Here is a 15,161-nt window from a genome sequence, read left to right as displayed (position 1 = left end):
CAGCACATGCAGCTGTTCTTCTTTATCGTTTGCCAGAGGCTCTCATTCTTTCTTGAGGATGCTGATTGATTGATCCGTCAGCACGCTTTGAAGCATAGTCGTCCTTTGCTCTCGGTTCACCCTGAAATTTGTTTTCGTTTTCGTAAGGAAATCCTTTTGCTTTATTCCGGACCATGTCATTTCCCCCTAGGTTCGAGATCAAAAAGTTGCGTCTTTCCAGATGAAGACGTAAGGTTAGTATATGGAGAACAGCACGTTTTAAAGCGTCATTTATTTCCTGAAGAAAGGAGACTGCACACATGGATACGTATATTGAAAAACTGACAAATCTGCTTCTGGAAAAGAACGATATGATTAGCTATATACAGGCAAAAACGTGGGTGGAATTGTTATGGAGCGATTTTGAAGCAACTTATGCAAAAGCCGGACACGCCTATCAGGGTGAAAAAATGACAGAAAAAATTGTCACACAATGGATCGAAAACTATGGCGGCCAGCTCCACCTTTTCCATAGCTCCCGTGACAATGTGAATGATTACCTAAACCAAAGCAGAGGCCTTTTGCATTAAAACAGCCTGCCGGCAAAGTACGGCAGGCTGTTTTTTTACACATTTGTATTCAGAACATCACTAATCACCATTCTAAGCATAAAACCAAGAAAAGCAGTATATGCAATCAGCTGCAGATAGGAAAGAGGAAGCATGGATTGATGAATAAGCACAACACCTATAAGCAAAATAACAATCATCACCCAATGTGATATATAGCCCGCAAAATGAGCATTTGAGCGGGTGCGTTGGTCATTCTGAAAGTGTACTTTTCCCCAGAGTTTATTTCTATGAATATGTGCGGCAGAATAAAGAACACGTGCAGTTCCGATGATTGCTAACAGAAGTGTTAAAGTTGAAGGTGAATGCCAATAAAGGACATACAATAAAACGGGAAGCAAAGAATGTAAAAACAATCCGGTACGATACGTCAAGTTCATATTATTTGTCTCCTTCTATCCAGAATAATTGATCTAATGAGCACTCTAATACTGAAGATAATTTAATTGCAGTGCCTATCGAGGGTTCATATCTTTGTTTTTCAATTGCAATGACTGTCTGTCTTGTTACTTGAATTTTTTCTGCCAGCTGATCCTGTGTCCATCCTTTAGCTTTTCTGTATTCTTTTACACAATTACGAACCCCGTGCTTCATCTTATTGATCCTCTCTCTTTATGTAACGTATACCTTACATAATGTATCATACAAATATTAGAATGTAATGTAAACCTTACAAACTTTAAAATTTCCTTAACTGTTAGAAAAAATAAACAAAACGTGTTTCACCCGCCTGCCAATCAGGGAATACCACCTATATCTTGTCAAATGCGAGGAGGAGCTTTATATGAAAAAGAAACAAGCAATGCTCGCTTTAACAGCTGCCGCAGGACTGAGTTTGACAGCGCTTTATTCCGCTCCCGCAGCAAAAGCTGCGCCCCTTCACAACATATCTGTCAGCATGCCATCATCTGATTCTTACATCATAAAAGCAGGAAAGCTGAATGTCCGGACTGAGCCAAATCATAAAGGTGAAATTCTTGGCACTTTATCATCAGAACAAAAAGTCACAGTCAATGGTTACGAAAATGCTGATTGGGCTCAAATTCAATTCAAAGGAAAAAAAGCATATATTTCAACACACTTCTTAATGAAAACCGCAAGCCAAGCAAAAACAGCGAAACAGACAGCCTTCTATACACCGATACCTGAAAACGGGAAAGCAAAACAGCTTTCATCCGGCACAGAGGTGACATTACTACATTACTTGGATGGGGGTTTAGTGAAAACGGCGGATTTGACTTTACATGGGCGTTTGTTGATTATGGCGGAGTCAAGGGATATATTCAGACAAAGGACTTACAAATATGATAAATAAGGCAAGCTGAGGCTTGTCTTTTTGCCTATGTATGAAACATTTCTTCTTTCCGCACGTAACAATGAGAAAGGAGATGATGATATGGCTGGTTTAGTCGGTAGAGGGCTTATGATCATTGCGGGTATACTGATCAAACTGTTTCCTCCCGAATCCATAAGCAGTGTGTACGGATACAGAACGAAACGTTCAATGTCAGATCAGAGATTATGGGATGAGGCGAACCGTTACAGTGCATCATTGATGATCCTGTCAGGCTTGGTCATTGCGGGAGTATGTTTGCTGCTGAGATCAAACTTGATCATTCTTCAGCTTATCCTGCTGATTGCCGCCTGTGTCATTACGTTTATGCTAACGGAGAAAAGGCTAAAAAACATGACGTACAGTCAAGGAGGAGATACAAGTGGACGGAGTTAAATGCCAGTTTGTCAAAACAAACGGAATCACACTCCACGTTGCGGCCGCAGGGCCGGAGGACGGCCGGTTAATTGTCCTGCTCCATGGATTCCCTGAGTTTTGGTACGGCTGGAAAAATCAAATTAAACCGCTCGCCGATGCGGGTTACCGGGTCATTGCTCCTGATCAGCGGGGCTATAATCTCAGTGACAAGCCGGATGGAATTGATTCATATCGGATTGATACATTAAGAGATGATATCATCGGGCTTATTTCTCAATTCACAGATGAAAAAGCAATTGTCATCGGACATGACTGGGGAGGAGCTGTCGCTTGGCATCTGGCTTCCACGCGCCCGGAATATCTAGAAAAGCTAATTGCCATCAATATCCCGCACCCGCACATCATGAAAACCGTAACGCCAATTTATCCGCCGCAATGGCTGAAAAGCTCTTATATCGCTTTCTTCCAACTGCCCGACATTCCGGAGGCATCACTAAAGGAAAATGATTATGAAACATTAGACAAAGCAATTGGATTATCGGCCCGTCCTGAGCTTTTTACGTCAGAGGATGTCAGCAAGTACAAAGAAGCGTGGAAACAGCCCGGTGCGCTGACAGCTATGCTGAACTGGTATAGAGCCCTCAGAAAAGGAAGCCTTTCAGAGAAATCCACTTACGAAACAGCACCTTACCGGATGATTTGGGGAATGGAAGACCGCTTTTTAAGCAGAAAGCTTGCGAAAGAGACGGAAAGACATTGCACGAATGGACACCTCATTTTTGTTGATGAAGCTTCCCATTGGATTAACCACGAAAAACCAGCCATCGTCAATCAGCTTATTCTGGAATACCTTAAAAAACAATAAATCATCATTTTTCTCCATCTGTCTGTCATAATGGCAGACTTTTTCTGCGCGTTTTTTTCATAGTCTGTTTTAAACATGACAAAATAAAAATGATGAATGTCACCATAAAATGTAACAAAAAACAGGTTTAAACGACTTTTAAAAAAGGAATAGCCTTACTGAAGATCTGCCTGCCACTCCCCCTAAGGCAATACTTAATAATAGAATAAAAAAAGAAGGTGCCTTAATGAAGCAAGGATTAATCTCGATTATTATCCCGTCTTACAATGAAGGGTATAATGTCAAACTCATTCATGAATCACTGAAGAAGGAATTCAAGACCATTCATTATGACTATGAAATTTTCTTCATAAACGACGGAAGTGTTGATGATACGCTTCAGCAGATCAAAGACTTGGCAGCCGGATGCAGCCGGGTAAAATACATATCCTTTTCTCGGAACTTCGGTAAAGAAGCCGCAATACTGGCAGGCTTTGAACATGTTCAAGGCGAGGCGGTTATTGTTATGGACGCCGATCTGCAGCATCCAACCTATTTGCTGAAGGAATTTATCAAAGGCTATGAAGAAGGCTATGATCAAGTCATTGCCCAAAGGAACAGAAAAGGGGACAGCCCTGTCCGCTCACTCCTGTCATCTCTTTATTACAAATTCATCAATAAAGCGGTGGAGGTTGATTTGCGTGATGGTGTCGGAGACTTTCGGCTGTTAAGCCGCCAAGCTGTGAACGCTCTTTTGAAGCTAAGCGAAGGCAACCGCTTCTCTAAAGGTCTGTTTTGCTGGATCGGCTTTGATCAGAAAATTGTGTTTTATGAAAATGTCGAACGAAAAAACGGCACATCCAAATGGTCGTTCAGCAGTCTGTTTAACTACGGAATGGACGGCGTCGTTTCATTTAACCATAAGCCGCTGAGAATATGCTTTTATACCGGCATTTTCATCTTGCTGCTTTCCATCATTTATATCATTACTACATTTGTTAAAATTTTAACGAACGGCATTTCTGTACCCGGCTATTTCACAATTATCTCTGCAGTGTTATTTCTCGGCGGGGTTCAGCTGTTAAGTCTCGGAATCATAGGTGAATATATCGGCCGAATTTATTATGAAACAAAAAAACGCCCGCATTACTTGATTAAAGAAGCGAATATCCCGAACAAAGACCTGCCTGAAACGAACGAATTGAAAAGCATGCGGCGTCTGACAAAAATGCACTGAAATCATCAAGCGCCATCGGCAGTGCTTTTTTTGCGTGCTTACAATCTTAAAAGCAAGACTGGAGAAATCATATGAAAAGAAAATATGTCATGATCTATGCGGCCAGTCTGCTGGTTTCCGCTCTTGCACACGCTTTTTTTGTGAAAGAATGGGCGGACGGCAGATATATGACAGGTCCTGGTGACGGGCTTGCGCAAATGATCGTATTTAAAAAATTATTATTTGACCAATATACACACGGGAATTTTTTCTATAATGATTCATTCGGACTCGGCGGCGGCACGTTCAGTCAACTCGGCTATTATTTTTCTGCTTCCTTTCTTTTTCTTGCGGTATCCGCCGCCGTCTGGCTTCTTCAAACCGTCCAGCTAATCGGAGAAGCGGATACGCTTTTTTGGGCGGAGTCAGCTGTTTTTATCAGTATTTTTAAACTGAGTCTGATCATGTTTACAGCCGCTGCTGTTTTTCATTACCTTATCAAACATAGAGCGGCGTCGTTTACGGGGGCCGTATTATACGGTGCCTCCATCATTTATTTCCGCCACGAAGCGTATTGGGAATTCTTTACCGATACAATGATTTGGCTTCCGCTCCTTGTTCTCGGAGCAGAAAAAATCATAAGGGAGCGGCGTCCGGCATGGTTTATCATTGCGTGCTCGCTGACGTTAATTAACAACTTTTACTTTGCATACATAAACCTCATATTCATCGGGATTTACGTGCTGTTCAGGTGGCTGATCCGACTGGAAAAGCATGAAGAGAAAAAATGGATTCAATGCAGAATGTTTTTGGTTTCAGGCCTCATTTCTTTTGGCATCAGTGCGGTGGTGTTTGTGCCGGTGGTATACGGTTATTTAAACAACCTGCGCCCCCCGTACAGCCAGAAAATAGAATGGCTTAATTTTGATGATAATATCTTATTTTCGAGCCGGATCATTATTGTGCCAGCCGCCTTTCTGCTGTTTTTATTTCTTGTTTCTTTCTACAAAAACCGCGTGTTTCGTCTCTTTGCCGGATTGAGCCTCCTGTTTATTCTTTTTCATTTCAGCCCGTATGCGGCAAGCGTATTTAACGGTTTTTCCGCCCCGCAAAACCGGTTTGAATATGTTCTGGCCTTCACCATTGCGGGTGCAGTTGCGGCTGGTTTGTCACAGCTGTCTGAGTCTGAACTGAATTGGAAAGAGCTGCTCCCGGCCATAGCTGTTGTCCTGCTTCTTTACTTGTATCATATCCAAAGATATAAGCTGGATATATGGAAGCCTGCGAATGAAAGCATTTTATTGCTATTGTTCCTGACAATTGCAGCCTTATTTGCTGTAGCTTTTGCGAAAAAAAGGGCAAAGGTGGCTGTATACGGTGTGATCATTCTTTCTTCACTATTTGTTGCCAACTCCTATCAAAAATACGCACTCTCAGAAGGCGGCGGGCTGGACAGTGTGACTAAAGGATATCTTACGGGTGAGGAATACAATGGGCAAGAATCATCTGAGCTCATTAGGCGTTTGCAGAAGGAAGACAATGATTCGCTCATGAGAATTGATTGGATGAACGGGGTTCGCAATAATACGCCAATTATTTACGGGTTTAATGGATTCAGCGCCTATTCCAGCATTTTAAACAAACATCTGCTGACTTTCTATTGGAATGATTTGAGCATCGATATGGGGAGGGAAAGCGTCAGCCGTTATGCGTCATTAGGAGACAGGGCAAATTTATATAGCCTGCTTTACGGCAAATATTATATGACGGAAAAAACAAACGAAGCCAGTGTCCCGTACGGCTTCAAAAAGCACTTGGAATCAGAGCATTATGTGGTTTATGAAAATCAATACATGCTTCCTTTCATCAAAACAGCCGAAGCCATATACAGTGAAAGCGAGCTGGACAAATTGCCTGCTCTTGCGAAAGAACAGGCAATGCTGAAAGGAATTGTATTAGCAAATCCATCGGGAAAAACGGAGCAGACACCGAAACTGGCGAATCTCATTCCTAAGTCGGATACTACTGCAAAACATGCACAGTATCAAAACGGACTGTTTACTGTGACTGGAGAAAACGGAGGGGAATTAATCATCACTCCGAAACAGGCGTCATCCTCTCCTGGAGACTACTATGTCAGCTTTTATTTGAAAAGCAAAGCAAAGGACAAAGGATTTACGTTAAGAGTCAATGATTATGTCACAACAAGGAAATCGAACCAATCGATTTATAAAACCGGAGTAAATGATATCACGGTCAGAGTGCCTAAATCAGACCATATTTCAATCAAGCTCCCAAAAGGAACGTATGAGCTTAAAAATATAGCGCTTTATGAAGAAAATTACCAAACGCTGAAGAGCGCCGTGCAGCAAAATAAAACAGACAACACAGAAGACGATCTGAAATGGGATAAGAATAAGCTGACGTTCGCGTATCGTCTTCCAAAACATCAGTACATCATGCTTCCGATCCCATATGAAAAAGGCTGGGAGTTGAAAATCAACGGGAAACGACAGACGATCGAAAAAGCAGATTATGCTTTCATAGGCTTCAAGGCGCAAAAGGGAGACAATCATATTGAGCTGGCCTACTATCCGCCATACTTTAAAATATCTGCGCTCATTTCTCTCGTCAGTCTGCTATTTGCTGCTTTATATATAAGACGAAAAAAAGCCCGGCTCTAAATAGAGCCGAGCTTTAATTTTTTCTGAAGCTTTTCCTCGCTGAATATCCATCCTGTATAGGAGGAGCGTATCGTGAGATCATGGCCGATATGAACGATGGCTACAAACGGATAATGGCCTTTGCTCCGATAACGCAGGTCAATAAATCTTACCTCATAATGATCTTTAAACGTATCGACTTCCCACCGGTAAACCGGAGAAAATGACAGAAACGCCGCGATGTTATCATCCTGCTTTGCAGCATGCATCACTTCGGTTTCAGGAACAGGCACCCGATTAAACGTATCCAGAATCACAACATGCCCTTCCATGCTTCTTCCTACATAGAAAGCATGGGCAGTCGTAACTGCGATCCGCCATTGCCTGAATTTCATCGTCGGTGAAATAATAATGCTTTCAATCTCATCATGAATCATCTCACGTAGCTTCCGTTTAATTCTCAACTGCATGATCAGGCGCACTAAATAATAGCCTGCCAATATGATATATAGGCTGAGAAACGTGATGCCGGGACTGCCGCCCGCATACCAAATCACGATAGCCGCCAGATGGCTGATGAAAATAAATGGATCAAACGTATTAATCAGCCCGAGCGCAACCCATTTTTTCGAAAACGGACGTATGGCCTGTGTCCCGTATGCGTTGAATATATCAACAAAGACATGCAGAACGACTGCCAGCAGCGTCCACAGCCACAGGTGCAGAAAATCGGCCTGCGGATAAAATAAATACAGGATCGCCGGAATGATGACAGACCAAAACAAAACGGCGGGAATTGAATGGGTGAATCCTCTGTGATTTCTTATATAAACAGCATTATTTTTAAGCTTTAACACAGTATCAATATCCGGAGCCTGAGAGCCCGCAAGCGTTGCGATCATAACAGCGTGAGCCATTGCCGGATCTGATCCGACAACAGGGTCAAGCGTCGCAATACCGCCAAGTGCGATGCCCATCACGACATGTGTGCCCGTATCCATAGGTGACCTCCTTGCAGGATTGCCCTGCACATTCACTTTTGTAAGATATTCCGCGTTTTCATATACCCAATATATAACCCGATTCAATCGTTCTCATATGTTTCCGCTTTTTCTTTAGTTCTATTTAATGTAACATATTATCGTACTGTGCCCTTAGTGTACAACAAAAAACAGTCTAAAGAAAAGCGGGGCGCGAAAGACTGGGGAGAAACACATATGAACGTACTTGAAGACAAATTAAAACAAAAAGACATACAGCGATTTCGCGATGATTTAATTTCATGGTTCGAACGAGAGCAGCGTGTTCTGCCGTGGAGAAAGGATCAAGATCCATATAAAGTGTGGGTATCTGAAGTGATGCTGCAGCAAACGAGAGTAGAGACAGTGATTCCTTACTTTCTGCGGTTTGTGGAACAATTCCCGACAGTGGAAGCACTCGCTGAGGCTGATGAAGAAAAAGTGTTAAAAGCTTGGGAAGGACTCGGCTATTATTCGCGAGTCAGAAATCTGCAAAGCGCGGTAAAAGAAGTGAAACAGGAGTACGGGGGCATTGTTCCTCCAGACGAGAAAGACTTTGGCGGCTTAAAAGGCGTCGGTCCATATACAAAGGGAGCGGTGCTCAGCATTGCATACAATAAACCTATTCCCGCGGTTGACGGAAATGTAATGCGTGTCATGTCCAGAATTCTTTCCATTTGGGATGATATCGCCAAACCGAAAACAAGAGCGATCTTTGAAGACGCAGTCCGTACGTTTATTTCCAAAGAAAAACCATCGGAGTTCAATCAAGGTCTAATGGAGCTTGGAGCCTTGATCTGTACGCCAAAATCACCTTCATGCCTGCTATGCCCGGTTCAGAAGCATTGCTCAGCATTTGAAGAAGGCACTGAACGGGAGCTTCCGGTAAAAAGCAAAAAGAAAAAGCCCGGTATCAAAACAATGGCCGCGATCGTTCTGACTGATGAAGATGGACAAGTGTATATACACAAACGGCCGTCAAAAGGTTTGCTTGCCAATCTGTGGGAATTCCCGAATTTTGAAACACAAAAAGGGATCAAAACCGAGCGTGAACAGCTTACATCATTTTTAGAAAACGAATATGGAATACAAGCTGATATCAGTGATCTGCAAGGTGTAGTTGAGCACGTTTTCACCCATCTGGTATGGAATATTTCTGTGTTTTTCGGTAAAGTAAAACAAGTGTCGGAAACTGTAAACCTGAAAAAAGTAACGAAGGAAGAGCTCGAACAATTCGCATTCCCGGTATCACATCAAAAAATCTGGAAGATGGCAGTGGAAGCAGCAGCATACTCGGCTGCTCCGTAAACATTGTTAATCGTAGGAGACGCGCGTGCCGTGGCTGTAGTCCGCTTCATTGCGCTTCATTCCGCCGCGCGCTTCAATTTCTTGCGTTAATTCCCGGTATTTTGATTGGCCTTCTTCGTTCAAATAAGGCATAATTTGCTGAAAGGCATGATGAAAATAGGCGAGTTCACTGTTTTTCCAATCTTTTTTGGAAACCATGTTTAATTCGCTCATATCACGTCCGACATACATAACAGAAGACCCCCCTTATAAGTTCTTGCCATTATTATTTGTGGAAATAAAAGAACTATACGCTACAAGGAGATGAGGAAAAATGGAACAAAATAAATGCGCGCTCGTAACAGGAAGCAGCCGCGGTGTAGGAAAAGCGGCCGCGATCAGACTTGCTGAGAACGGCTATAACATTGTCATTAACTATGCACGCAGCAAAAAAGCCGCTTTAGAAACAGCGGAGGAAATCGAAAAGCTTGGCGTCAAAGTGCTTATTGTAAAAGCAAACGTAGGACAGCCGGCAAAAATCAAAGAAATGTTTCAGCAAATCGATGAGACGTTCGGCAGACTTGATGTTTTTGTGAATAATGCAGCTTCAGGCGTTCTGAGACCTGTCATGGAACTAGAAGAAACACACTGGGACTGGACGATGAACATTAATGCAAAAGCATTGCTATTCTGCGCTCAGGAAGCGGCCAAGCTAATGGAAAAGAACGGAGGCGGACATATCGTCAGCATCAGTTCTTTAGGTTCAATTCGCTACCTTGAAAACTACACGACAGTTGGCGTATCAAAAGCGGCGTTAGAAGCTTTAACCCGTTATCTTGCGGTTGAGCTTTCACCAAAACAAATTATCGTCAATGCAGTATCAGGCGGAGCGATTGACACAGATGCGCTTAAACACTTCCCGAACAGAGAGGATCTGCTTGAGGATGCGCGTCAAAACACGCCTGCAGGACGCATGGTGGAAATTAAAGATATGGTTGATACTGTTGAATTTTTAGTCTCTTCCAAGGCTGACATGATCCGCGGACAGACAATTATTGTTGACGGCGGACGCTCACTGCTCGTTTAAAAATTTTTTAAAAAAAGGAATAGCCATACGCTCACCTGCACATTCTAATGACCGTGGAGGTGATAACAATGGCTAACTCAAACAATTTCAGCAAAACAAACGCACAACAAGTTAGAAAACAAAACCAACAATCAGCTGCTGGTCAAGGTCAATTTGGCACTGAATTTGCTAGCGAAACAAACGTTCAGCAAGTCAGAAAACAAAACCAACAATCAGCTTCTGGTCAACAAGGTCAATTCGGCACTGAATTCGCTAGTGAAACGAACGTTCAGCAGGTAAGACAGCAAAACCAATCTGCTGAACAAAACAAACAACAAAACAGCTAATCACTGAAACAGAAAAAAGCACTTCATCTTCGGGTGGAAGTGCTTTTTTTCTGTTTGAAAACGACAAAACTTGTGAAAGGTCTACAGAATGAGTCAAAGGGTTTGCTGTATTGGGATCGAAATGAATAAAGGAGGAAACGTTTATACTTTCACCAGGCTGAAGGAGGAACCGATGACGGAATTTGAAAAGCTGGTAAGTGAACAAATGAAAACGATGGATAAGCTTCTCGATCTCCAATCAGAGCTCGACCGCTGCAAACAAATTGAAGCAGAACTCCGGCATTTGGAAAGGGATGCAAGGCTGCGCGGTATTCAGGATGAAATTGCGGTAAAACGGAAGCATCTTGCCGATATACAGGATATGTTTCAAAAACAAACAGAGCAAGTGATTCGTTCTTATCGCAGCTCAGAAAAGCCGTCTTCCTTTGTGTAGAGAGGAATGTGCCATTCCCCGGCCGGAATGGCTCTTTTATTTTCATTTTTCAATTTGTAACGTTATAATAGGTAAAAGACGTTGTCGGTAAGCAAATTTGGACATACTAACTGTAGGGCTTTATAGAAAGTAGGGGAGAAATATGGGTTATCCCAAGGAAGGAGAAACCATTCAAATTCACAGCTATAAGCATAACGGGCTGATTCATAGAATTTGGAATGAGACAACAATCTTAAAAAGTACAGAAATGTGTGTCATCGGAGCCAATGACCGGACGATGGTAACCGAATCAGACGGCCGGACATGGATAACCAGAGAGCCCGCAATCTGTTATTTTCACGCAAGACAATGGTTTAATGTCATCGGGATGCTGAGGGAAGACGGGGTCCATTACTATTGCAACATCAGTTCTCCGTTTGCCTATGATGGCGAAGCAATTAAATATATTGATTATGACCTAGATGTTAAGGTTTTTCCTGACATGACCTACAATATTCTCGATGAAGACGAATATGATGATCATCGGAAAGCCATGAATTATCCAAAAGAAATCGACAGTATTTTAAGAGACTATTTAAACACGCTGCTCCATTGGATTCACCAGCGTCAGGGACCGTTTGCGCCCGAGTTTGTCGATATGTGGTATGAACGGTATTTGCGCTATACAAAATAATGGTTACGTAAAAACCTGTTGCGGGGTACAACAGGTTTTTCACATGGGCTCACGCACATCATGATAAAGAGAGAGGGGGCATCAACGTGGGGGTTATGAAACGATACATGCAATTCGTCAAACCTTATAAGAAGCAGATTTTCGTTACGGTATTAATCGGGATTGTGAAATTTTCCATTCCGCTTGCTCTCCCATTGCTTCTGAAGTACGTAGTTGACGACATTATTCAAGGAGGCGGCACGGCCAGTGACAAAACAACGTCATTGTTTACCATTATGGCGATTATGTTCGCCTTATTTTTAATTTTGCGTCCGCCTGTTGAATACTATAGGCAATATTTTGCCCAGTGGACAGCCAGCAAGGTGCTATACGATATAAGAGCCAAGCTGTTTGACCATATACAGAAATTGAGCCTTCGTTTTTATGCGAATACAAGAACAGGGGAAGTCATTTCTCGAGTGATCAATGATGTGGAACAAACAAAGGATTTTGTCATCACAGGCCTGATGAATATATGGTTAGATATGCTGACGATTTTGATTGTGATCTCTATCATGTTGACACTGGACATTAAATTAACGCTGATCTCTATCGTTTTATTCCCCTTATACGGTATATCAGTGAAGTATTTTTACGGCCGTTTAAGAAAGCTGACAAGGGAGCGCTCGCAGGCGCTTGCTCAAGTGCAGGGACATTTGCACGAGCGCATCCAAGGCATGCCGGTCATCAGAAGCTTTGCGATAGAAGATCATGAACAGGCTAATTTCAATGAGAAAAACAGCCATTTCTTAGATAAAGCCATCAGCCACACGAATTGGAACGCCAAAACCTTTGCGGTCGTCAATACCATTACAGATTTGGCGCCGCTCATCGTCATTGCGTGCGCCGGCTATTTTGTCATTAATGGACCGCTGACAGTCGGAACAATGGTTGCGTTTGTCGGATATATTGACAGAATGTACAACCCTGTGAGAAGGCTGATTAATTCTTCTACAACATTGACACAGTCGATCGCATCAATGGACAGGGTGTTTGAATTTATTGACGAGCCATATGAACTCACTGACAAACCAAATGCCATTAAAGCTGGACAAATCCACGGAGAAGTGGAATTTCAAAACGTTTCGTTTCAATATGAAACGGAAAAAGAAAACATTCTCCATGATGTCTCTTTAAAAGTAAATAGAGGAGAAACCGTAGCTCTTGTCGGCATGAGCGGAGGAGGTAAATCAACACTCGTCAGCCTGATCCCGAGATTTTATGATGTGACAAGTGGCAGACTGCTGATTGATGGAACAGATATTCGTGATTATGAGGCGAGAAGCCTTCGCAACCAGGTTGGCATGGTGCTTCAGGATACCTTTTTATTCAGTGAGACAATTCGGGAAAATATCGCAATCGGCAAACCTGATGCCAGCCTTGAAGAGATTATGAAAGCCGCCAAAGCTGCCAATGCCCATGAATTTATTATGAGTTTTCCAGAAGGGTATGAGACCCGGGTGGGAGAAAGAGGCGTTAAGCTGTCAGGCGGACAAAAGCAGCGCATCTCAATCGCGCGGGTGTTTCTGAAAAATCCGCCGCTCCTCATTTTAGATGAAGCGACCTCAGCTCTTGATCTGGAAAGTGAGCATTATATTCAAGAAGCGATGGATAAATTGGCGAAGGACAGAACAACTTTTGTTGTGGCTCACCGTTTATCGACGATTACACATGCCGATAAGATTGTCGTCATGGAAAACGGGACAATCATTGAAATCGGAACCCATAATGAACTCATGGACTATGACAGTCAATATAAGCACTTATTTACCATTCAAAATTTGAGCTAAACATCAATCTTATATCCTTTTAACGAAGGATATAAGATTTTTTTTGTATATAAAAAACCCGGCTGGTTAACCGGGTTACTCTTCTGTTTCAATTTCACAGTCTTTCGGATGATACGTTTGAAAACTTGTGATGAGTGTTTCTAAATGTTCGAGCTGCTCGCGGTATTCTACAGCACTTGCCATAATATTGAGCATGTTGTAATCAATAAGCTCATCATCTGTGTTTTGCTGATTTTTTAAAAATGATTTTGTTAAAAGCTGCTTATATCGGATGCCTTCTTCATCCGCGTCTTCATGTGGCTTGATTTTGCCGACAAACCTCATCAAAATCAGTTCATGCCAGTAAAGCAGGTAATCAAGCTCTTCAGTCAGTGTTTCCTGAAACTCTTCAGGCATATGATAGATGTCGTTTTCTAGACGATGCAGCTTCTTCAATGTATCAAGCGCCCGATTTGCAGTAATAATAGCCTGTCTGAACAGGACAAGTTTTCTTGATTTCACATAAGTTGTTTTTTTAACGTAACTTCTTTCTTCTTTATATAGAAGGTATGTCTGATCAAGCTTGATCATTTTTTCTTTCAGTTTTTCAATATCCTCTTTCAAAATCGAATGCTCTGTCGACTGCCGCATGGACAATCTGATCCACTTCAAAATTTCTTCGGTGTTTTCGACGGTATTATGAATAAGCTTTGTTTCGTACTTAGGAGGCAAAAACAAAAGGTTGACGATAAAGGAAGAAAGCACCCCTAAGATGACTGTGCTTGTTCTGATCAGTGCGAACATTAAAAAGTCGTCACCGGCGGATTCTAAAATCGCAATAACAGTTACAAGAGCAATCGAAATGGTATGTTCAATTTTAAGTTTCAGCATGATTGTAATGACAATAACTGCTGTTAACCCGATCATAATTGGGCTTGGTCCGAAAATAAGGCCGAACACTGTGGCAATCACAGCTCCGATGATATTTGCCTGAACCTGGTCAATAATAATGAGAAAAGAGCGGTAAATCGACGGCTGAATCGCAAATATCGCTGCAATTCCAGCGAAAATCGGCGCGGGAAGCCCGATCCACGAAGCCAAGTAAAGAGCAAGTGTAATCGCAATCCCGGTTTTGAAAATGCGGGCACCAAGTTTCATTGGTTTGTGCGTGCATTCCTTTCTATAGTAAATTGTGTGACATAGCAAATGGCTAATCCTTAAAATTCCCGGTAAGTTTATTTGCTAAACAATTAAGTAATATACAGGGATCAACACAAATATTCAAGCTATTTTTCTAGAAAAAAAGACCAAAATCCTACACGCTGTTTGAATCCATAAAAAAACAGGAGCTCAATGCTCCTGTCAGCTTGTAGAGAAAACGATGTTTTTCTACAAGCTTTTTTTGTTTTACGCTGTTTTTTTGGATATTCAGCTGATTTCAAAAACAGAAAAAGAGCTCCCACATACCTAGCCCTGCTTGGCTAGG

17 protein-coding genes and 1 pseudogene are annotated in these 15,161 nt (G+C 42.2%); 12 read left to right on the top strand and 6 right to left on the bottom strand.

The features are described from left to right. Positions 1-22 precede the first annotated feature (22 nt). The gene (locus Q3W56_RS18815) at positions 23-175 is read right to left on the bottom strand and encodes a small, acid-soluble spore protein K (RefSeq protein ID WP_268401341.1); all 153 of its coding nucleotides are present in this window, start codon (positions 173-175) and stop codon (positions 23-25) included. Between the two features lie 124 nt (positions 176-299). Between Q3W56_RS18815 and Q3W56_RS18810 the strand changes: the two genes are divergently transcribed. Then, complete coding sequence (locus Q3W56_RS18810) at positions 300-569, top strand: YfhJ family protein (RefSeq protein ID WP_302896480.1); 270 nt, start codon at positions 300-302, stop codon at positions 567-569. A 35-nt stretch (positions 570-604) separates the two neighbouring features. Here Q3W56_RS18810 and Q3W56_RS18805 read toward each other — a convergent pair whose 3' ends face one another. Both Q3W56_RS18805 and Q3W56_RS18800 read right to left on the bottom strand, forming a co-directional pair. Next, positions 605-988: a hypothetical protein gene (locus Q3W56_RS18805; RefSeq protein WP_302896479.1), complete on the bottom strand. Its 384-nt coding sequence runs from the start codon at positions 986-988 to the stop codon at positions 605-607. A gap of 1 nt (position 989) precedes the next feature. Then, positions 990-1,202 (bottom strand): helix-turn-helix transcriptional regulator, encoded by a 213-nt coding sequence (locus Q3W56_RS18800; RefSeq protein WP_302896478.1) that lies wholly within the window; start codon positions 1,200-1,202, stop codon positions 990-992. 190 nt (positions 1,203-1,392) lie between these two features. On the opposite strand from Q3W56_RS18800, the pseudogene Q3W56_RS18795 reads away from it, so the two are divergent. The 5 genes and pseudogenes from Q3W56_RS18795 to Q3W56_RS18775 all read left to right on the top strand — a co-directional run bounded on the left by Q3W56_RS18795 (position 1,393) and on the right by Q3W56_RS18775 (position 7,063). Continuing rightward, a pseudogene (locus Q3W56_RS18795) lies at positions 1,393-1,916 on the top strand (SH3 domain-containing protein). Between the two features lie 88 nt (positions 1,917-2,004). Next, a complete protein-coding gene (locus Q3W56_RS18790; protein WP_302896477.1) occupies positions 2,005-2,337 on the top strand; it encodes an SdpI family protein in 333 nt (110 codons plus the stop codon). Beyond that, positions 2,324-3,184, top strand: a complete 861-nt coding sequence (locus tag Q3W56_RS18785; RefSeq protein ID WP_302896476.1) for an alpha/beta fold hydrolase — start codon at positions 2,324-2,326, stop codon at positions 3,182-3,184. Before Q3W56_RS18790 ends, Q3W56_RS18785 begins: the two co-directional genes overlap by 14 nt. A gap of 226 nt (positions 3,185-3,410) precedes the next feature. Continuing rightward, a complete protein-coding gene (locus Q3W56_RS18780) occupies positions 3,411-4,400 on the top strand; it encodes a glycosyltransferase family 2 protein (protein ID WP_302896475.1) in 990 nt (329 codons plus the stop codon). 71 nt (positions 4,401-4,471) lie between these two features. Beyond that, on the top strand, positions 4,472-7,063 hold the full coding sequence (locus tag Q3W56_RS18775; RefSeq protein ID WP_302896474.1) for a YfhO family protein: 2,592 nt from the start codon (positions 4,472-4,474) through the stop codon (positions 7,061-7,063). On the opposite strand, the gene Q3W56_RS18770 is transcribed toward Q3W56_RS18775, so the two are convergent. Beyond that, positions 7,060-8,043, bottom strand: a complete 984-nt coding sequence (locus Q3W56_RS18770; protein WP_302896473.1) for a metal-dependent hydrolase — start codon at positions 8,041-8,043, stop codon at positions 7,060-7,062. The two genes, Q3W56_RS18775 and Q3W56_RS18770, sit on opposite strands and share 4 nt — an antisense overlap. A gap of 216 nt (positions 8,044-8,259) precedes the next feature. Here Q3W56_RS18770 and mutY point away from each other — a divergent pair, with 216 nt between their 5' ends. Next, entirely contained in the window at positions 8,260-9,369 is a 1,110-nt protein-coding gene (gene mutY, locus Q3W56_RS18765) for an A/G-specific adenine glycosylase (protein ID WP_302896472.1), read from the top strand. A 6-nt stretch (positions 9,370-9,375) separates the two neighbouring features. Here the strand turns inward: mutY and Q3W56_RS18760 are convergent, their stop codons facing one another. Then, entirely contained in the window at positions 9,376-9,600 is a 225-nt protein-coding gene (locus tag Q3W56_RS18760; protein WP_003233542.1) for a hypothetical protein, read from the bottom strand. Positions 9,601-9,682: 82 nt separating this feature from the next. On the opposite strand from Q3W56_RS18760, the gene fabL reads away from it, so the two are divergent. The 5 genes from fabL (at position 9,683) to Q3W56_RS18735 (ending at position 13,696) form a co-directional block, all read left to right on the top strand. Beyond that, positions 9,683-10,435, top strand: a complete 753-nt coding sequence (gene fabL / locus Q3W56_RS18755) for an enoyl-[acyl-carrier-protein] reductase FabL (RefSeq protein ID WP_010333464.1) — start codon at positions 9,683-9,685, stop codon at positions 10,433-10,435. Positions 10,436-10,503: 68 nt separating this feature from the next. Beyond that, positions 10,504-10,761 carry a gamma type acid-soluble spore protein SspE gene (sspE, locus tag Q3W56_RS18750; protein WP_268401330.1) on the top strand — a complete coding sequence of 86 codons (258 nt, stop codon included), beginning with the start codon at positions 10,504-10,506 and terminating at the stop codon, positions 10,759-10,761. Positions 10,762-10,933: 172 nt separating this feature from the next. Beyond that, positions 10,934-11,194: a YgaB family protein gene (locus Q3W56_RS18745; RefSeq protein WP_014113115.1), complete on the top strand. Its 261-nt coding sequence runs from the start codon at positions 10,934-10,936 to the stop codon at positions 11,192-11,194. Between the two features lie 142 nt (positions 11,195-11,336). Continuing rightward, positions 11,337-11,867 (top strand): nucleoside tri-diphosphate phosphatase, encoded by a 531-nt coding sequence (gene ntdP / locus Q3W56_RS18740; RefSeq protein WP_003223272.1) that lies wholly within the window; start codon positions 11,337-11,339, stop codon positions 11,865-11,867. 86 nt (positions 11,868-11,953) lie between these two features. After that, positions 11,954-13,696, top strand: coding sequence for an ABC transporter ATP-binding protein (locus Q3W56_RS18735; protein WP_302896471.1), 1,743 nt, complete (start codon positions 11,954-11,956; stop codon positions 13,694-13,696). Between the two features lie 75 nt (positions 13,697-13,771). Here the strand turns inward: Q3W56_RS18735 and Q3W56_RS18730 are convergent, their stop codons facing one another. Next, positions 13,772-14,833, bottom strand: a complete 1,062-nt coding sequence (locus Q3W56_RS18730; RefSeq protein ID WP_268401328.1) for an aromatic acid exporter family protein — start codon at positions 14,831-14,833, stop codon at positions 13,772-13,774. Between the last annotated feature and the right edge of the window lie 328 nt (positions 14,834-15,161).

Source organism: Bacillus sp. C28GYM-DRY-1, from assembly GCF_030519405.1.
Classification (GTDB): domain Bacteria; phylum Bacillota; class Bacilli; order Bacillales; family Bacillaceae; genus Bacillus; species Bacillus spizizenii_A.
The sequence above is the reverse complement of the archived record's forward strand: the minus strand, read 5'-3'. Positions and strand labels throughout refer to the sequence as shown.

Bases quoted from the DNA above. Each gene is read 5' to 3' on its own strand.
- Q3W56_RS18815 (WP_268401341.1), bottom strand. From the start codon at position 175: ATGGTCCGGAATAAAGCAAAAGGATTTCCTTACGAAAACGAAAACAAA.
- Q3W56_RS18810 (WP_302896480.1), top strand. From the start codon at position 300: ATGGATACGTATATTGAAAAACTGACAAATCTGCTTCTGGAAAAGAAC.
- Q3W56_RS18805 (WP_302896479.1), bottom strand. From the start codon at position 988: ATGAACTTGACGTATCGTACCGGATTGTTTTTACATTCTTTGCTTCCC.
- Q3W56_RS18800 (WP_302896478.1), bottom strand. From the start codon at position 1,202: ATGAAGCACGGGGTTCGTAATTGTGTAAAAGAATACAGAAAAGCTAAA.
- Q3W56_RS18790 (WP_302896477.1), top strand. From the start codon at position 2,005: ATGGCTGGTTTAGTCGGTAGAGGGCTTATGATCATTGCGGGTATACTG.
- Q3W56_RS18780 (WP_302896475.1), top strand. From the start codon at position 3,411: ATGAAGCAAGGATTAATCTCGATTATTATCCCGTCTTACAATGAAGGG.
- Q3W56_RS18775 (WP_302896474.1), top strand. From the start codon at position 4,472: ATGAAAAGAAAATATGTCATGATCTATGCGGCCAGTCTGCTGGTTTCC.
- Q3W56_RS18770 (WP_302896473.1), bottom strand. From the start codon at position 8,043: ATGGATACGGGCACACATGTCGTGATGGGCATCGCACTTGGCGGTATT.
- mutY (WP_302896472.1), top strand. From the start codon at position 8,260: ATGAACGTACTTGAAGACAAATTAAAACAAAAAGACATACAGCGATTT.
- Q3W56_RS18760 (WP_003233542.1), bottom strand. From the start codon at position 9,600: ATGTATGTCGGACGTGATATGAGCGAATTAAACATGGTTTCCAAAAAA.
- fabL (WP_010333464.1), top strand. From the start codon at position 9,683: ATGGAACAAAATAAATGCGCGCTCGTAACAGGAAGCAGCCGCGGTGTA.
- sspE (WP_268401330.1), top strand. From the start codon at position 10,504: ATGGCTAACTCAAACAATTTCAGCAAAACAAACGCACAACAAGTTAGA.
- Q3W56_RS18745 (WP_014113115.1), top strand. From the start codon at position 10,934: ATGACGGAATTTGAAAAGCTGGTAAGTGAACAAATGAAAACGATGGAT.
- ntdP (WP_003223272.1), top strand. From the start codon at position 11,337: ATGGGTTATCCCAAGGAAGGAGAAACCATTCAAATTCACAGCTATAAG.
- Q3W56_RS18730 (WP_268401328.1), bottom strand. From the start codon at position 14,833: ATGAAACTTGGTGCCCGCATTTTCAAAACCGGGATTGCGATTACACTT.